The sequence below is a fragment of the Desulforhopalus sp. genome (assembly GCA_030247675.1).
Lineage (GTDB): Bacteria > Desulfobacterota > Desulfobulbia > Desulfobulbales > Desulfocapsaceae > Desulforhopalus_A.
Map to the genome: position 1 here is coordinate 276,976 of JAOTRX010000006.1, position 18,160 is coordinate 295,135.

Annotated in this window: 14 protein-coding genes; 5 read left to right on the forward strand and 9 right to left on the reverse strand. The window is 58.4% G+C overall.

Annotated elements, in window-relative coordinates; all coding sequences use genetic code 11:
• Complete coding sequence (locus tag OEL83_14525; protein MDK9708256.1) at window positions 1–990, reverse strand: P1 family peptidase; 990 nt, start codon at window positions 988–990, stop codon at window positions 1–3.
• Between OEL83_14525 and OEL83_14530 the strand changes: the two genes are divergently transcribed.
• Entirely contained in the window at window positions 974–2,056 is a 1,083-nt protein-coding gene (locus tag OEL83_14530) for a hypothetical protein (protein MDK9708257.1), read from the forward strand. The genes OEL83_14525 and OEL83_14530 overlap by 17 nt on opposite strands.
• 59 nt (window positions 2,057–2,115) lie before the next feature.
• Here the strand turns inward: OEL83_14530 and OEL83_14535 are convergent, their stop codons facing one another.
• The 8 genes from OEL83_14535 to OEL83_14570 all read right to left on the reverse strand — a co-directional run bounded on the left by OEL83_14535 (window position 2,116) and on the right by OEL83_14570 (window position 14,584).
• Window positions 2,116–2,613, reverse strand: a complete 498-nt coding sequence (locus OEL83_14535; protein MDK9708258.1) for a hypothetical protein — start codon at window positions 2,611–2,613, stop codon at window positions 2,116–2,118.
• 134 nt (window positions 2,614–2,747) lie between these two features.
• On the reverse strand, window positions 2,748–3,626 hold the full coding sequence (locus OEL83_14540) for an alpha/beta hydrolase (GenBank protein ID MDK9708259.1): 879 nt from the start codon (window positions 3,624–3,626) through the stop codon (window positions 2,748–2,750).
• An 83-nt stretch (window positions 3,627–3,709) separates the two neighbouring features.
• Window positions 3,710–4,000, reverse strand: a complete 291-nt coding sequence (locus OEL83_14545) for a type II toxin-antitoxin system RelE/ParE family toxin (protein ID MDK9708260.1) — start codon at window positions 3,998–4,000, stop codon at window positions 3,710–3,712.
• The gene (locus OEL83_14550) at window positions 3,988–4,269 is read right to left on the reverse strand and encodes a ribbon-helix-helix protein, CopG family (GenBank protein ID MDK9708261.1); all 282 of its coding nucleotides are present in this window, start codon (window positions 4,267–4,269) and stop codon (window positions 3,988–3,990) included. Before OEL83_14550 ends, OEL83_14545 begins: the two co-directional genes overlap by 13 nt.
• Window positions 4,270–4,704: 435 nt before the next feature.
• A complete protein-coding gene (locus OEL83_14555; GenBank protein MDK9708262.1) occupies window positions 4,705–5,760 on the reverse strand; it encodes a hypothetical protein in 1,056 nt (351 codons plus the stop codon).
• A 204-nt stretch (window positions 5,761–5,964) separates the two neighbouring features.
• The gene (locus tag OEL83_14560; GenBank protein MDK9708263.1) at window positions 5,965–8,241 is read right to left on the reverse strand and encodes a transglycosylase domain-containing protein; all 2,277 of its coding nucleotides are present in this window, start codon (window positions 8,239–8,241) and stop codon (window positions 5,965–5,967) included.
• A gap of 57 nt (window positions 8,242–8,298) precedes the next feature.
• A complete protein-coding gene (locus tag OEL83_14565) occupies window positions 8,299–14,235 on the reverse strand; it encodes a hypothetical protein (GenBank protein MDK9708264.1) in 5,937 nt (1,978 codons plus the stop codon).
• A 133-nt stretch (window positions 14,236–14,368) separates the two neighbouring features.
• Window positions 14,369–14,584 carry a hypothetical protein gene (locus tag OEL83_14570; protein MDK9708265.1) on the reverse strand — a complete coding sequence of 72 codons (216 nt, stop codon included), beginning with the start codon at window positions 14,582–14,584 and terminating at the stop codon, window positions 14,369–14,371.
• An 11-nt stretch (window positions 14,585–14,595) separates the two neighbouring features.
• Between OEL83_14570 and OEL83_14575 the strand changes: the two genes are divergently transcribed.
• The 4 genes from OEL83_14575 (at window position 14,596) to pyk (ending at window position 18,150) form a co-directional block, all read left to right on the forward strand.
• The gene (locus OEL83_14575; protein MDK9708266.1) at window positions 14,596–14,832 is read left to right on the forward strand and encodes a flagellar FlbD family protein; all 237 of its coding nucleotides are present in this window, start codon (window positions 14,596–14,598) and stop codon (window positions 14,830–14,832) included.
• 255 nt (window positions 14,833–15,087) lie between these two features.
• Window positions 15,088–15,861 (forward strand): flagellar motor protein, encoded by a 774-nt coding sequence (locus tag OEL83_14580; GenBank protein MDK9708267.1) that lies wholly within the window; start codon window positions 15,088–15,090, stop codon window positions 15,859–15,861.
• Between the two features lie 14 nt (window positions 15,862–15,875).
• Window positions 15,876–16,691, forward strand: coding sequence for a flagellar motor protein MotB (locus OEL83_14585; protein MDK9708268.1), 816 nt, complete (start codon window positions 15,876–15,878; stop codon window positions 16,689–16,691).
• Window positions 16,692–16,737: 46 nt separating this feature from the next.
• Complete coding sequence (pyk, locus tag OEL83_14590; GenBank protein ID MDK9708269.1) at window positions 16,738–18,150, forward strand: pyruvate kinase; 1,413 nt, start codon at window positions 16,738–16,740, stop codon at window positions 18,148–18,150.
• Window positions 18,151–18,160 lie beyond the last annotated feature (10 nt).

The window sequence follows — 18,160 nt, forward strand, 5'->3', positions numbered from 1 at the left end:
TCACCCCTGCCTTGCCCGCCGCAGGTCGGCATGGCAGGGCAGGCCGAGCAGCGAGGTGGACTGTTTTACGGCGGCGACCACCGCCCGCTCCATGACCCCTGCCGCCAGCATGCCGAGAACGCTGAGGTCGGCCTCGACCTGGCCGGTTGCCAGGGTGAAGATGGTGTCGCCGTCGAACATGGTATGGGCCGGGCGGATGGCCCTGGCATAGCCGTTATGGGCCATGGAGGCGAGCTTGGTCGCCTGTGCCTTGCTGAGGGCGGCATTGGTGGCGACGATGCCGATGGTGGTGTTGCCGGCGAAGAGGTTGTTCTTTTCCTGGGCGAAGCGGAGCATGACTGCCTCGGTGTCGGCAAAATCGGAGAGGTCGTCGCTTAGGGCGCCAGCGAGGCGTTCACCGCTGTCCGGGTCGATGATGTCGCCCAGGGCGTTGACGGCGACGATCGCCCCGATTCTCAGGCCGCCAATCTCTATGGCATGGCAGCCGAGGCCGCTCTTCATGGCATGGGCCATGCCGCGGATCTTGCCGACCGTGGCCCCGGCCCCGGCCCCGACATTGCCTTCCGCTGAGCGGCCCTCGCTGGCGTTCAGGCAGGCCCGGTAGCCCATCTCCTTGTCCGGGCGTATCTGGTGGTCGCCGAAGGCCAGGTCGAACAGAGCCGCGCCGCAGACGATCGGCACCCAGGTGACGCCGACGTCAAAGCCGACCTTCCGTTCTTCCAGATACTGCATGACCCCGGCGGCACTGTCGAGACCGAAGGCGCTGCCGCCGGTGAGGACCACCGCATGGACCTTGTCCACCAAGTTGACCGGGTTGAGCAGGTCGGTTTCCCGGGTGCCCGGCGCCCCGCCCCGGACATCGATGCCGGCGGTGGCGCCGTTCTCGCAGAGGACCACGGTGCAGCCGGTGCCGGCCTGCAGGTCGTCGGCATGTCCGACCCTGAGGCCGCCGATATCGGTAAAGGCGATTTCCTTGTGTGCTGTCGTCATATCAGGTGCTGTGCGGCGCTTGCCGGATTGTCCGGGTGGTAAAGGCTTGATTGCCCTATGGCGGGGGACAGTCCCGGCCGGCCTGCGGAATCCCCCCTTGGTCCTGCAAGTGTACCCAACCAAAAGGCCGTGCCACAAGGATAAATGTCTGCTGCAAGAGCTATTTTTCTTTGGGGCCTTGCTGCTGGTATGCGGCAAATGCCTCGCCGACCGTGTTGGCGTGCAGCCGCGCCACGTCCCGCGGGTCGGCGGTATAGCCACCGCCGAGGGTGATGACCAGGGGGATGCCCCGGCTCCGCGCCGCCGCAATCACCCGCCGGTCCCGTTCCCTCAGGCCCTTCTCGGAGAGGCGCAGGCGGCCGAGCAGGTCATGGCTGAAGGTGTCGACTCCGGCCTGGTAATGCAGGAGGTCGAATCGCCTGCCGCCGGCAAAGAGAGCGGCCAGGGCCTTGTCGAGCTCGGCGAGGTAGACGCCGTCGCCGATACCGGCGGGAAGCCCTGCGTCGAGGTCGCTCGCCTGCTTGAAGAAGGGGAAGGCGTCCTGCTGGTGGAGCGAGAGGGTGAAGACCCGGGGATCACCATGGAAGATGCAGGCGGTGCCGTCGCCCTGGTGCAGGTCGCAATCGACCACCACCGCCGACTGGATGGCGCTCCGGTCCAGGAGAACACAGAGGCCGATGGCGATGTCGTTGAGCAGGCAGAAGCCGGAGGCGTGTCCCCGGTAGGCATGATGGAAGCCGCCGCCGATGTGCACGCCGATGCCGCCAGCAAGGGCCTCCTCCCCCGCCAGGACGGTGCCGCCGGTCATCAGCCGGAAAAGCTCGACGACCTTATGGGTCAGGGGGATCTCCGCCTGGTGCTGTTCGTCCTCGGTAAAGTCGAGGTCGTTGAGCTTTTGCAGGTACTCGGCGGAATGGGCGCGGAGGATGTCGGCGTCGGTGACCTCGGGGGCCTCGATGGTACGCAGGTTGGGGAGGATGCCCTGAAACCCGAGGGATTCGAGGGTCAACCGGTATTTGGAGGTATGCCAGGGGTGATGATCGACTTGTATCTCGTACTTGGGTGAGTAGATGATATTCATGGGGTGGCCGCTGGTGTCTGGTTTTAAAGAAGAACCTTAGGCGGTTACACAGTCTTCCGCCTTCTTTTCAGGACCTTGCGAAGGATTGTTACCCAGAGATTGTGCCGGGAGCGCACCTCATTCTGAGCTACCTGATTATGAACCTTGTCCAGACAATCTTCAAGCAAGGCATCGTGGAGCCATTTGATTGCGACATACCAGGTGATCATGCCCTTGGGGCTGAGGTCCATATCTATGGTATGCCGCAGCAGTGTTTTTTCGTCTCCTATCGCAATGAGCTCAAAACTATGGGTGCCGGCAAAGCCCTCGGGCTTGGTAAAGGTGAACTCGACTGATTTCCCCGGGTCGTGGTCCGAAACATAGTAGCCGATAGGGCCGTGACCACCGGACGAATGCAGTTTGAGGCCATTGTTTAGGACCATCGGCGGCCAGAGTTCGTGGGGCCATAGGCGATCGTTTTTTGAGGAAAGAGTCGCGAGAATTTCCGACAGCACGGAGGGTGGCTGCTGGTACTTCCTTTGGTGGATATTGGTAATCTTCATTGGCTCTTCGACAACCTCGGTAAGGTGCCCCTGTCTGTCGTGCTTGACCGGTATTGCCGGTACAGCACAGCTGTCCCTTCACTTCCCCCAGTTCTACGGGTGATCCACTTATTTCTCAACAGAAAAGAAAACGGTCAATCCGGAATATCAGCAAGAAAGCCCCGCACCGTCCGCACAAAACTCTCCTGCTCTTCATAAAAGGGCAGATGGCCGCTTTGCTCGAAGACGACAAATCTTGATCCGGGAATCGCGTTATGAATGGCATAGGCGACCGACGGCGCGACGTTCATATCGAAACGGCCGGTGAGGACCAGGGTGGGAAAATGAAAGCTGGCAAGCTGCGGGGTGAAGTCCAGCTCCACCATATCTTTGTGGAGGGCATCGGCAACCGCGCTGTTCGAGTTGATGGTTGTCACTGCCGCCAGATAGCTGTCGCGGTTCTTGGCCGAGTAAAAGAGCATCGAAAAATAGTGCAGGAAATAGGCCCTGTTCGTCGACTCGTCGGTGACACGGAGCCTCTGCATCACCTGGTGGGTTTCCGGAAAGACCTGGGCAAAGAGGAAAATGGTGTCGGAAAAGCGTGGGGCCGCCGAATCGCAGATGATCAGGCCTTCGACCCGCTCCGGGTACCGCACCGCATAGGCCATGGCCAGATAGCCGCCGAAGGAGTGGCCGAAAACGTACATCCGCTGGTACCTCAGATGGGCCCGCAAGGCCTCAATGTCGGCAACCTGGTCGGCAACCGTGCAGGATTGACCGGCCCGCAAGGCCGGTGATTTGCCGACCCCGCGCTGGTCGTAGAAGATAACCTGCCGATCCGCGGCCAGTTCATCCAGGGCCGAGACAGGGTGGAGCGTCGAGTGCATATAGCCATGGTCAACGCCCGGCCCGCCATTGATGACCAGCAGCGGCGTGCCGGTCTTTGCGCCTTGGATTTCATAATAGAGTGTTGCGCCAGGGCCCTGAAAGAGCGTTCCGGACTCGAGCTTCTGAGCAACTGCCGGTAATGCCATCAGATGGCACAACAAGATGATGCTTAGGATTCTGCCCAGGCTTCTCTTCAACTTTATTCTCCACAGTCGAATCAATTAGCGAGTCAGTACCCAGCCTCACGCTGATGGCGTACCGCGACGATCACGGCTTCATTTCCATCATAGTGATATAAAACCACATAACCGCTATTGCTAAAATCGATGAGCCACTCCCTGAACCTAGGATCCATTTCGTCGGCAGGGCGGCCAACTTCCGGATGCTCTGCAATGATTAAGACACTCGTTCGGATTGCCTGGACTGCACGCCTGGCGGCATCTCTATTTTTCTCTGCAAGAAACCGATACAAGCGCTGAACATCGCGTAAAGCAGACGGCGACCAGATCAGACGTGACATTCAGGCGGCTCCGCGTCTTCACCATCTTCTAGCTTTGCCAGCCAGGCATCCGCCTCCGCAGCCGTGACGTGCAAGCCGGTGGCCTGGTATTCATGCCATGCTGAAATGGCATCTTTTCGAAATGATTCGCTTTTTTCTTCCCGTTCGACATATTGAAGTATTGCTTCTTTCATCAGCCAATGGGTTGATCGCTGTTTTAGATCGGCGAGACGCTTAATCCGCTCCTTGACTTCCGAATCAATTTTAACGGCAAGTGCTGTAGTACTCATGATCTTCCTCCCCGGTATATGTTGGTATTACTATTATATACCTTCTGGCTGAAAATATGCAAGCGCAAGCAACAATGGATGATGGCTATCTTGTTAACCTTCCGTATCTTTGCGCAAAAGTGGACAGAGTCGAATTAAAATCTCTTTTCTTGCCAAATCCAAATTTACTCTGACCCCAATTAATTAGGCCGGGAGAAGGCGGAACAGGATGAGGCAGAAGATTTTGATCAGGGTTTTATTCAAGTGTTTTTTCTCTTCAGCTGAATCAGCAAGAGGGTCAGTATCCGACTGCCCACTGATGGGGTACGTATTTTTGCCTAAAAGTGGTCAGGATTGAATTGAAAGTTGCTATTCTTGCTAAATTAAATTTTACTCTGGCCATATATAATAACAAAGTGTGACAAAAGGAATTTCCAGGTTCGAGAATCTGTTAGGTTACTCTTCAATTAATAGTTTTGAATTTTGTTCTAAATACTTAGCCTTCGCATTTTCAGAAATAGAATATTCTTTATCATTTATTTTTATCTTTGTCGCATTAGAAACCAAGCGGAGTGTGTCGGAGGCAATCAATGCAATAGACTTTGTAATTGCTTCTTGTGCTAATTGATCAACCTTTATATTCATTTTGTTGCACTCGTCAATTACTTTAATTTCATTCATTAAAATATCAATAACCTCTTTTTTTCTTGTCATTTTTCCTTCAAAGGTAAATTTTGTAAATATTAGTTCTATAGTTCTTTGTAAAATCAATACGATTAGATCTATTAATTTATCGGAACCAATTAATTTGCCCAGGATAGAACCAGACTCAATTCTTTTTACAACTAAGGGTCTTTGCTTTATATTTGCTATTTCAGAAAGTTCTAGATAAATCTTGTTAATGTAATTTAGTGAATCTATAAATTTTCCAAAATCACTCTCTTTATTATCTAAATGAATTATCAATTCTTTTGAGTCGGTTGTTATATCAAGTATTTTCGTGTTCTCTAAACGGTCTGAGAAACTCAGTAAATATTTATGGTTTTCTTTAAAATTCTGGAGAAGCTCAACAGCCGTCTTTATCGACCCTAACAATGAAGATATTATATGATGATTTCGTGTTTTAATATACTCATAAAGTTGTTTTGTCATTATATCATAATGGATGATAACCCCTTCTATAATATTTATTTCGAAAATATATTCAGAATAATCTGTTGAGTTTTTCATGCTATTAATGGTTTTACTTATTTCTATAAGACTTGCATGATGACCCAACATATTAAAATTTTGCGCGAACTGAGCTTGCTTGTTGATTATATCTTGTCTTTTTTGACTAAGTATTGGAGTAGATTCATTATTTATTCCAGAACTGATTAGTAGATCTATTGATTGTCTATTTAACTCATTTATTTCATCATATAGAATATTTAATTCTATCGTGTATGGTTCTAATTTATTCAGCAATTCTGACAGTTGTTGATATACAGCTAATAATTCATACGATGTCATTTAATTCTCCTATTTGCGCCGAAGGCGTCAAGCTAACAAGGAATTCAAAAGAAACTAGAGAACACTCTTCCCCAAGTGTTTCAAGATTACAAGCCAAATGACAGTTTTAAATAGTTAAGTGCCTATCATCCTAAAGTAAAAATTTTCTCCAGGCAAGCATAAATAGTTAGGAATATCCTCTCTGCAAACGCAGTTTGATTTTTCTCACTTCACCACAAACCGCACCTCTGGCGTGACCACCGGCGCTTCATCCCTATCTTGCCAAACGCGCGCTTGGGCGAGGTGGCTGCCCTGGGAAAGGGGCCACATAAAGGCCTTGGGGTGTTCGCCTGATATGCCGGCAAGCTGGCCGTCGATAATCCATTCCACCCGTTTTGCAGAATAGTTCTCGGATATTTTCATCGGATAGGCCTCGATGGCGTCCGGGATATGCGGATCCATGGCCATCTGCAGGTTAGGGGAGGGTTGCAGGATATGCACTGGGGGCGAGTGCTGTGGCGGAGCGGTGCCGGCAGCGATGGCCCTGTTCGCCGCCGTGCTATGCAGATCGCAGAGGCTTCGCGGCAGGGTGCCGGGCATGAATTTTTCGCTGATGGCCGGGCAGGAGGGGCCGGCCAGCAGGCCACTATGACTGCAGACCTTCGCTTCGGCGAGCAGCGGGCTGGTCGGCAGCGGCTCGGGTTCTTCGAAGCGGCCGAGCTCGGCGAAGATGGTGCGGAGGATGACTGCCGGGCCGGTGCTGCCGGTGAGGCCGCCGGTGGGGTGGCCATCGAGGTTGCCCATCCAGATGCCGACGGTATGGCGGTGATTGAAGCCCACCGCCCAGGCGTCGCGGTGGTCGTTGGAGGTGCCGGTCTTGGCGGCGGTCTGCACCGGGAAGCGGAGGAGGCCGCCGTTACCGAACTCCAGGCGGCGGGCCTCCGGGTCGGAGAGGATATCGGCAATCAGCGCCGCCGCCTCGCGGCTGTAGACCCGGTGGCGGGATGGCCCTGCGCTTCTGCCGTCCATGGTTGCCCGCAGTGGGTGAAAGACACCGCCCCGGGCCAGTGCCGCGTAGCCCCGCACCAGTTCCAGCAGGGTCACCTCGCCGTTGCCAAGGGCCAGGCCCTCGCCGTAGTGGCCGGCGGAGCGGTCGAGGCTTGCCATGCCCAGGGCGTGCAGGCGGTCGAGAAAGGCATCGACGCCGGTGAACTGGACGGTGCGCACTGCCGGGATGTTCAGCGAGTTGCCGAGGGCCTCGCGCAGGCGCAGCGGGCCGTAATGTCTGCGGCTGTAGTTGCGGAAGGGGTGCATGCCGTCGCCGACTGGCCGGGCCAGCGGCGCGTCTTCGATGATGGTCGCCGGGCTCCAACCCCGGTCAAGCGCCAGGGCGTAGAGGAAGGGTTTGAGGGTCGAGCCCGGCTGGCGGGGCGAGGTCACCGCGTCGAGCCAGCCGTCCGGGGCATCGGCCGCTGTGGCGGAGACACTCAGCCAGGCGAGGATCTCATCGGTTTGGTGGTTGACGGCGAGGACCGCGCCGTTGTGCACGTCCTGCCGTTTCAGGTCGGCGAGGTGGCGGCGGAGGATGTCGTGCAGGCGGGTCTGCAGGTTGCCGTCAAGGGTGGTGACGATCCGCGCCGGGCCGGTCCTGCCGTCTGATCCGGCGAGTTCGTTGCTTGCCAGGTGACGGAGAAAGTGGTCGGCCGGGGCGGGAAGGCGCAGATTGGCCAGGGCCAGGGGGTGCAGCCTGAGGGATCCGGCAGATGTCTCCGCCAGCTGGCCGGTGCCCTGCAGGAAGGCTGCCAGCCGCGCCAGGGGTTTGTCGAGGCCCGGGCCGCCTGGGCTTTCGCCGAGACGCGAGGGGGCGCGGACCAGCACCGCCAGGGCCAGGGTTTCTCCCGTGGTGAGGGTGGCCGGGTCGCGGTCGAAGTACAGCCGGGCCGCCTGGAGGACACCGCGCCGCTGGCGGCTGTAGGGCACCTGATTGAGGTAGAACTCGAAGATCTCCGCCTTGCTGAACCGCCCTTCCAGCTGCGCCGCCTCAATGCCCTCCAGCCAGCGCGACCACAGGGTGCGCGGCCGGGGATGGAGGATGCGCACCACCTGCTCGGTGATGGTGCTGGCACCGCGCACCCCCCGCCAGGCTTTGAGATTCTGCAACAGGGCGTGGCCCCTTGCCAGCCAGTCGACACCGTGATGCCGGTAGAAGCGCCGGTCTTCCGAGGCGATGAAGGCGTCCTGGAGGAGGGCCGGGATTTCATGGAGGGGCAGCCAGTCGTGGACGTTGAGGGGATTGTCGAAGGTGGCCGACAGGGGGACACCGTTGCGGTCAAGGAACTGGTAGCGGCGAAAACCAAGGGCGTCCGGGAGGAGGCTTGTCTGGAAGGGGCGGAGTTCCTCCCAGGTCTTTTTGCCGAGCCAGAGCGCGGCCGCGACCAGGCAGCAACCAAGGCAGCACCACAGCAGCGGCCGTTTACTGGTAAAACACCGTCGTCGCGCCATACCTTGCCAGGGCCTCCCCCCCGCCGCTTTGCCTTCCCTTCCGAACCTGAAGTGGTTCTACTCGGCTGCCTCGATCCTCAGCCGTGCCGGCACGCCCCTGCCGTAGACCTCCGGGGCGTACATCTCCTCGGCGCGGAGGGGCAGCACCTGGAAATCTCCGGGGGCGATGGCCTGGGCGGTATAGCTGAGATGATAGCGTCCGGCGGCCAGCCGCTCCGAGTAGAAGCGTACCGCATCGTGGCGCAGCTCCCGGTGATAAAAACTCCAGCGGCCGAGGGTGTCCTCCTGCCAGTCGGGATAGCTATTGCGGTAGGAGCCGGCGACATTGCCCGCATCGCCGGTATCGGCATCCTGCAGGGAGGTTGTGGCCAGATCCCTGTTGACCGGTTCGAGGCCACCGGGGACCGGGTCTTCCAGGACAACGAAGTAGCGTTCGGCGGGCAGCGACACATAGAGGTCGACCTTGACCACCTCGCCGCTACGCAGGGCCATGTCCTCGGTCAGGAGCAGCCACTTGCCGTCCCGCTTGACGCTGTACTCGCGAAACACCTCGATTCCGGCATTGACCGCGTCGAGGGCGAGGTGGCTCGGGCTGTACGCCAGCCGGGCGCCGTAGTACAGGCGGCCTTCCCCCTCTTTCTCCACCTGTAGCTGCGCCCTGCGTCCGGCGTCGCCGCGGCGCATCGGCCGCTGCAGAACAAGGGGCGGATCGGTGTAGGCGGTGAAGCTGCCGTTGCCAAGGGATTCCTTGTCGAGCCGGGCGGAGACGGTCATTGCCGGGGCCTGGCTTTCAAAGACCTTGGCATAGTCGGCAAGGGCCTTGACGACAAAGAGATTTTCCTGGGTGGAGGCCCAATGCGGGCGGCCCTTGCGGCTCTGGCTCAGACTGCGCATGGTGCTGACCGCCAGGTCGCTGACGGCGATATCGGCTGGGTTGCCCTGCAGCCAGGCGAGAAGGCCGCTGAGGATGGCGGCGTTGTCGCGCACCGGCGAGGCAAGGAGGGCCTGGTAGCCGCTGTCGAGGGACTCGCTAAAGACAATCTGCCCGGAACTCTGGTCGGCATGGGCGAGGATCCTGTCGAGGACTTCCTGCTGGCGGTCGATAAAGCCGCCGGCGGCGATGAGGGCGCGCAGATAGAAGGTCTTGCCGAAGAGGCTCATCGATTCAAGATGGCCGCGGTAGCGTTCGACGTCGGCCAGGGTCGCCTTGCCGTCTTCGGCCAGGGCCGCCAGGGCCACCGCCCGCACCGTGGCGGCCATGCCCTTGGAAAATTCCTGGGGCAGGGCGTCATGGCGGAGGAGATTCTGCAGATAGCCCTGCAGCCGCTGCTGGACCTGCTCGGGGATTTGGTATCCCTCCTGGTGCAGCCAGTTGAAGGCCAGGGCGGTAAAGGCGCTGAGGTAGGGCGAAACCAGTTCGTCCTTCGGCGTGTAGTAGGTCATGCCGCCGTTGGGGGCCTGGTGCAGGGTCGCCAGGGCCAGGGTTTCCTGGACGGCCTTGTCGCTTTCCGGCCAGGGGGGCAGGTCTTTGAGATAGGGTTTCAGCGGGGTGTACATGGCCGCCATGACCCCCCGGGACAAGCGTTGTTCCCAGCAGCTGTACGGATAGTCCTTCATGAAAGTGAAGGCACCGGCCAGGCCGCCGATGACCGACGGCGACAGCACCAGGGCGACCTCCCCACGGTCTTCCTGCATATTGGAGGGGAAGAGGATGTCTTCAGTGGCCTTGTCCTCGTGGGTCATGCCGTAGGTCGCCGCCACCTCCTGGGCGCGGCGCTTGCCGACCTGCAGGGTGTGGGTGAGGCCGTCCTGACTCGCCCCGTCACCAGCGGTAAGCTGCAGGGTGATCGGCCCCGAGCCGGTGGTCTGCAGGGGGAAGCGCAGGGTCTCCCGCTGAAAGGGTGCCAGGGTGATGTATTTACTTTGGCGCAGTTCCTGTTTGGCTGAAGCTGCCGCCTCGGCCCCTTTGACCGGGCCCTTGGCCACGAGACTGACGGTAAAGCTGCGGCTGGTGTCGGTGCGGTTCATGAGGGTGAAACCGGCGGAGAAACGGTCACCCTCCATGACCTGATTGGGCAGGGCCGGGCGTATCTCCGTCGCCTGGTTGACCTTGAAGGAGCCTTCGCCGAGACCCATGCGGTCTTCCGGACTTACCGCCATGGCCAGTACCCGCCAGCTCGTCAGGTTGTCGGGCAGTTCGAAGCTGATTGTCGCCTTGCCCTCCGCGTCCGGACGAAGCGCCGGGTTCCAGTAGGAAACGAACTTGAACAGTGAGCGCATGCTGAGATCGGCGCCGCCGTCACCGCCGGCGCTGGCACCTTTTAAGGCCAGATTCTCGCGGCCGACCAGCTGCATCAGCAGGTTGTAGTTGCTGAGATCGAGCTCGTCGAGGGAGTAAAAGGCCTGGTAGGGGTCAAAGCGCTTACGCCCTTCGAGGAGGAGATCGAAGACCGCCTCGTCGAGCACCGCCACCGCCAGTTCAACGGGGGCCATGGCCTCGCCCGGAGCGGCATGGCGCGGACGCACCTGCAGGTCGACCCGGGCGGTTTCGCGCGGCTTGTAGACCTCTTTTTCCGGCTTGATGGCAACCACCAGCTCTTTATAGGGGTCCTTGACCGGAACCCGGACATAGCCCATGCGGTAGGCCGGTTTGCCAAGATCTTCGCCCTGCGGCCCCGGTGGTTTTTCCACCCGCGGCGTAGTGACGGTGACCGATACGTAGAAGCCGGGCAGATAATCGGCCAGGACCGGGATCTCGACGATCTCCGAGCTGCTGGCAAAGGTCCTGGTCCAGTGGCTGATGACCCCGAAGCGTTCGACGGTGATCAGTGCCTGGGCGCCGGGGAAGGGGTTCTGCACCAGGAAGCGGGCGGTGTCGCCGACGTTATAGCCGGATTTTTCCGGGAAGACCTTGAGCAGATTGCCGGGAGGTGCTTCCCACAACACCACGCCTTTGCCGGTTACCCAGCGCTCGATAGTCGTGGCATGGCTGCGCCCGGTGGTGTCGTCAATACGTGCCGTCAGCTGGAAGTCGCCGGCCTGGCCAGGGGTGAATTCCATTTCCAGGGGTTCGGCGGCGGAGACTCCGCTGAGCTCCTGCTCCGGCTCCCATTGGTGTTCGTATTCGGTGTGGTAGCCGTCGCCCGCCCCTTTTACCCGTGCACCCCAGGTTTTTTTATGCTCGGTTTTGACAGAGATAGGCACCCCGGGGATGATCTTGCCGTCTTTATCGACGACCACCACCCGCACCTTGGCCTTGTGGCCCTCCTGCAGGGTCCAGTCTTCCTGCAGGACGCCTACATAGCGATCGCGGCCGAAGCAGGGAACGGCGGCGCGGTTGGCGATGGACTTGCCCCGGTCGTCCTGAACCGAGCTTTCGACGGTCAGCTGGCCGTACCAGATCGGGCTGTCGATGATGGTGAAGGACTCGCTTTGCTGGCCGTTACCGTCGAGGTTACCCTGATTTTCAAAGAGGGTCTCGCTGTCGGCCCTGCGGCCCTCGGTTTTTTCGGCGCTGTCGAATTGAAAGCCGCTGACCTTGGGATTGTCCGGGGTAAAAGGCCGCACCGCCAGGGCGGCGGTGATCCGGTTGGCGGCGCCGCTGTAAGGGCCGCCGGCATGGAGTTTGGCGGAGGTGGTAATGGCCACGCTGTCGCCTGCGGTAAAACGTGTGCCGCTCAGGTCGGTGTTTACCTTGAAGGGGGCGGGGGAGAAGTCGCTGACCAGAACCCGCATCGCCTCCCATTCCCCGGAATTGAAGTTGCACTTGACGGTAAAGCGGTACCAGCCGACGGCAGCGTTTTTGGCAAGGGCCACCTCGCCATGAAAGGCCCCGAAGGGGGAAAGGCTGATGTTGTCCTGTTCATAGGCCACCTTGCCCAGCGGATCAATAAGCTTGAGGTGGTAGCGCGGGCCGACCTGGGTAGCGGTCTCGGTGGGGGCGGCCTTGCCGTTTTCCTTGGTTGGCGTGGCGGTCGTCTTGCTGGTCACCTCGCCAGTGAAGTCGGCGGCACCCGGCGGCATGGTAAAGCGCAGATTGTCCTGATCGCGGACGAAGATCTTATACTGCATGGTGTCGCCCGCCTTGTAGATTCCCTGGGCGGTGGCCCCCCACATCCGGATATGACCGTGTAGCGGCCGCAGCCAGTCGGGGATGTACTCGCGGTTTGCCCCTTCGGCCGCCACCTGGTATTCGTAGTGCACCGGCAGGACGGCCATGTCCGCATCTTTTTTGCAGAGCAAAAACAGGTTCTGCTCCTCCTTGTCATTGGCGTAGACGTGGAGGAGGCCGGGATCGAGGGTGGTGACTCCGGGCAGGGTGGCTATACCGTCCTGGCCGGTGGTGGCGGTTGCCAGGGCATCGGCCGGCTTGCCGAATTCCTTGAAGGTGCTCTTGAAGAACTGCAGGGTAACATCGGCCACCGGCTGGCCGGTGCTGAGATCGGTGATCCACACCATGCTGTTATGGTGACCGAGCTTGAGATGGACCTGGAAGGGGGTGACCTGGGCGAAGAACCAGGATTCTTCAGGAGACTTGCCGGGCAGGGCGGGCAGGGTGGTAAAATGGCCCTGCACCAACCCGGAATCCTGGCCGATGAGCCGGCGTATGGTCAGTGGCACGGGGATGGTGGCGTCCTGCGGGCCGCTTGGCTTGATGACGGCGGAGCCGGGGGTCTTGTTGCCGTCGGCGGTGACTGTTTCGTAGTTCAGGCGCAGTTCCGAGAGGTTTACCGTCCAGGCATGGGCGTCGGTTTGCTCGGCCTTTTCCAGCACCGGCAGATTCCTCGCCAGGGCGTAGTCGGGCAGGCGGTGATCGGTTGCGAAGTTCATTTCGACGGGGCCTGCCAGGGCGCGGCCGAACTGATCCTTGACCGAGCCCGCCGCCAGCCGCAGGTGGTAGGTGGTGTGCGGGCTGAGGATTGCTTCCGGCAGATCGATGCTGTAGCGCTTATTCTTGGTGTAGCGCTCAGACAGCTGGGAATAGGAATAGACCTGCTCCCACGGGTCGGCCCCCTGGCCGGCATTGAGCGGCGGCGACAGCTGCAGACCGTCCTCGACGTCTTCCGGCAGGACCGGGGCCGAGAACAGCAGGGCGACCCCTCCGGAGGGCAGGCAGAGCTGCTTGGAAGGAGAGGCGGAACCGGGTGAGATATCGAAGGACTTGTTGTTTTTATCGATGCAGCGGACACCCAGGAAACGGAAGTCGGGGATTGCCTGGAGGGTTTCGAGAACCCGGTGTTCGCTGCCCGGCAATTTGCCGGTGAGAGAAGTAAGGCCTGGTTCGACCTGCAGCTGCACCGGCACCCCGGCCGGCAGGTCGGAGGATGGAGTGACCAGCCAGACCAGGTTGCTGGCCTGGCCGGAATCCGCTTCGGCCTCGACTTTCGCGGCAATGCGCTGGCCGCCGGCAAGGTAGTAAAGGTGCGCGGACAGCGAAGCCGGGTCCATCGGCAGATTGCCGCGCACGGCGTTTTGCGGCAGCTGCGGGCTCAGCCAGGTCTTGAACCAGGCTTCGGTGATGCGCGGCCGCAATGTGGCAAAGCTGTGCTGCACCGGTTCAGCCAGGGTGGCCTTATCGAGGGCGACGATGGCCGGGGCGATGGTCAGACGGTATTCGGTGGCCGGTTGCAGGGCATCCTTGCCGGTCAGGTTGCAGGCGAGGTTCGAGGGATTCAGCCAGCGCCATTGGCAGTTCAGCTGCGGCAGGGTAGTGATCCCCACCTCGGCGGCGCTCCGCTCCATTTTGCCGAGGGGCACGACTGGCCGGTCAAACTGGATGACGATCTGCTGGCCAGCCGGTGCCTCCGTGCCGCTCGGGGTGATTCGGAGAATCCGCAGGTCCTTGCCGGGCGGTGCCGGTTTTTCGGCTGTCCAGGCGGCCGGCACACCGAGAGACAGGCAGAACAGCAAGGTGCAAAGATATTGTAGGATTGCGCCGTTTCGGAGCGTGCCTGCTGAGGACATCGGCTGATTTTCCTTCTTCGCTGTCGGCATGGAGAGAACCTCCTGGTAGAGCCCCTGAGAAGATCCTCTGCGGGGCGAGCTTGTACGGTCCGGGGGGGAGGTGAGGAACGGGATAGAAGAAAAACCTGTCCTCGTATTTATTTTTAATATCAATCCTAGAGTATTACCCTTGCCAGCGCAACTTCTTTTCCAGGCATTGGCCGTGACCTGTGCCGATTGGGATACTGCTCCAACCACCGCAAAGGGGATAATCAGCTGCGCGAAATTCTTTCGGGCTCATCTGGGCAAGTGGGATTTTTTGTGATAGCCTTTCTTGAGAATTGTCAGCAAAAACTTGTAAATACTTTTCCCGGGGAATAGAACTACTAAAATTGGCCACCACAACCCACCATGATCGAACTTACCCGCCTTAATCACAAGAAGATCTTCATTAATCCCGATTTGATGAAGAGTATCGAGGAAACCCCTGACACGATTATCGGCATGGCCAATGGAGACCAGTATCTTGTGCTTGAAAAACCACCTGAAATAATAGAAAAAATAATAGATTTCCGGGTTGCCGTGGTGCGTCGTGCCGATAATCCTGGCTCCCTGGTGAAGGTTGCGCCGCCGGTGGAAGGTGCCTAGCTTTTCAGCAGTGGTGCCTGGATCCTTTTTCAGTCTCCGGCGATATGGCCAAGGTCTTTCGCCATGGGCGGTGCGGTAAGGATCGAATTTTTCACGACAAGGACAGAGATTTTAAAATAGTTCATGTCTTTTCATTCTCGGTTTTGCTACAATTCCGAGACAGTAGTCAAGATAGGTTGTCAAGATACCTTCCGGGCAAGCGTTTCCCACCCTGGAGTGAAGATTTCGATAGTCTGCTAATATGGTTTTTTCTCTATGGATATCGCAACAATAGTTGGGCTGGCTCTCGGCCTTGGGGCAATTCTTGGTGGAGCATTGCTGGAAGGGCTTCATTTTGGCTCGCTTGTTCAGCCGACGGCGGCACTCATCGTTCTCGGCGGCACCTTTGGCGCGGCATTCATCAGTTTCCCGCTGGAAGTGGTTATTCAGGCAATGAAGGACCTGAAAATGCTCTTTGCCTCGCCTCCCAAGCCCGACGAGATTATCGCCACGGTCATTGAACTGGCGACCAGGGCCCGCAAAAACGGCATCCTCTCCCTCGAAGAGGACTCGAAGAACTCCAAGGAACCTTTTTTGCGCAAGGCCCTGACCCTCTGCGTTGATGGCGTTGAGCCGAAGGATATCCAGGAAATCCTCGAGATCGATCTGGCGACTTACGAAGAACATGCCAAATTAAGCGCCGAATTTTTTGAGGCGGCGGGCGGTTATGCCCCGACAATCGGTATTATTGGAGCCGTTCTCGGTCTCATTCACGTAATGAGTAATCTCTCCGACACCTCAAAGCTCGGCGCGGGCATCGCCGTTGCCTTCGTTGCCACCATCTACGGTCTGGTCGTCGCCAACATCATGTGTCTGCCTTTTGCCACCAAAATCAAGATGCGCATCAAGGTTGAACTGCAGCGCCGGGAAATGCTGACCGCCGGAATTCTCGGGATACAGCAGGGAAGCAATCCGCGATTTATAGAAGAGCGCCTTAAATCCTTCCTGGCCGGGGGTGGCGAACACGCCGGCTCCGACTCGTCGCAATAACAGGGAGAAAACCTATGGCCAGAAAAAAAGCCCCTGAAAAACCGCCGAACCATGAACGATGGCTGGTTTCCTACGGTGATTTCATCACCCTGTTGTTTGCGGTGTTTGTCACCCTGTATGCGATGTCGCAAACCGACAAGCAGAAGGTCGAGCAGGTCGCCGCTTCATATCGCAACGCCTTCGGCATCTCCGCCGGAACAGGGGCGAGCAGCACCAATATCATGAACAGCAGTGAGATCATGCCTCTGCCCTCCATCGAGATCGTGCCGACGCCGCCCTCAAAGAAGCGCAAACCGGAAGATGCCGAGGAAAAGAAGAATTCCACCGATTCGGCGAAGAAGGCCCAGAACAATTCCGGCGAGATGCTTGATATTAAAAAATCGATCAAGGTCGCCCTGAAACCCATGCAGCTGGTAGGTGACGTCATTGTCGAGGAGTCTGCGCGCGGCTTGGTGATTCGTTTGGAAGAGGAGATCTATTTTGAGCCGGGAACCGCCAAGGTGAAGCCGGAAGCCCTTTCCCTGGTGGGAAAAATCGCCGGAGCGGTGTCGGCAGTCGGCACCCATCAGATACGCATTGAAGGGCATACCGACAATTCGCCTTCGACCATCGGTCTTTATAAGTCCAACTGGGAGCTGTCCCTTGACCGGGCCTCCACCATCATGAAGATTTTCCTCAATAATTATGACTTTTCGCCGGTAAATATCGCCATTGCCGGATACGGTCAATACCGGCCGATTGTCAGCAACGAAACCGACGCAGGCCGCAAGAGAAACCGCCGGGTCGATATTATCCTCCTGGAGACCAAGGGCGATAAGTCGATACTGTAGCCGTTGGTCGTTGGTTTGATCCTCACCGGTGCCGGAATACCTCAAAATGAAAAAGACCAAAATCATCGCGACAATCTCCAACCACATGGCCGACGTGCCCTTTCTCACCCGGATGCACCAGGCGGGGATGGATGTAGTAAGGCTGAATACCGCCCATCAGGCGGTTGAGGACGCTCAGGCGGTCATCGACAATGTCCGCAAGGTCTCCGACCGGCTGGCCATTATGGTCGATACCAAAGGGCCGGAGATCAGGACGACCGTCGCCAAGGCGGATATTCCGGTGGTTACCGGCGACACGGTGTGCGTCATCGGCGATAAAAACGGCGAATGCCGGCCGGGCAGCATCTGCCTCAGTTACGATCATTTTGTCGACGAACTGTCGGTTGGCGACAAGATTCTTATCGATGACGGGGATATTGAGCTGGTGGTGCGGGAAAAAGAGGCCTCACGGCTGATCTGCGAGGTAAAAAATGATGGACTGATCAAGGGGCGCAAGAGCATCAATCTGCCCTCGGTGAAGATCAAAAACTTGCCGTCCCTCACCGAAAAAGACCGCACCTTTGTTGCCTTTGCCGCCGACCAGGACGTCGATTTCATTGCCCATTCCTTTGTCCGCAACAAGGAGGATGTCCTGGCCATCCAGGAAATCCTCGACGCCAAGGGCAGCGCCATCAAGATCATCGCCAAGATCGAAAACCAGGAAGGCGTCGATAATATCGACGAGATCCTTGACCACGTCTACGGGGTGATGGTTGCCCGCGGCGATCTGGCCATTGAGATTCCCGCAGAGAAGATTCCCATTATTCAGAAACGGCTCGTGCAAAAATGCATCGAGCGGCGAAAACCGGTGATCATCGCCACCCAGATGCTCCAGTCGATGATCAAGTCGCCCCGGCCGACCCGGGCCGAGGTCTCCGATGTTGCCAACGCCTGCCTTGACCGTACCGACGCCATCATGCTCTCCGGGGAAACCGCTTTCGGCAAGTATCCGCTGGAGTCGGTGCAGATGATGACGCGGATTGCCATAGAGGTCGAGTCGAGCCTCAGTACCTTCACTGACTCACCCTACGAAACGGAAAACAATGTCACCAGCTATCTGGCCAAGGCGGCGGTGAAGGCCTCCCTGCGTCTTTCAACCAGCGGCCTGGTCGCCGATTCAATCAGCGGCAAGACCATCCTCAATCTCGTCGCCTACCGGGGCGAGAATCCCATCTTTGCCCAGTGTTACAGCAAGCGGGTGATGCGGGAACTGGCGCTGTCCTATGGGGTGTATGCGTCGTTCATGCCGGCAGAAGTCACCTCCCATGAGTTTCTGCATACCGCCCTTACCCGGCTGTTGGCCGACAAACTGGTCAACGAGGACAGCCTGCTCACCGTGCTCGCCGGCAACTTCGGCGCCGCCTTCGGCGCATCCTACGTCGAGATCAGCACGGTACGCAACCTGCTGCAGCGCAAATAACCTGCGGCCA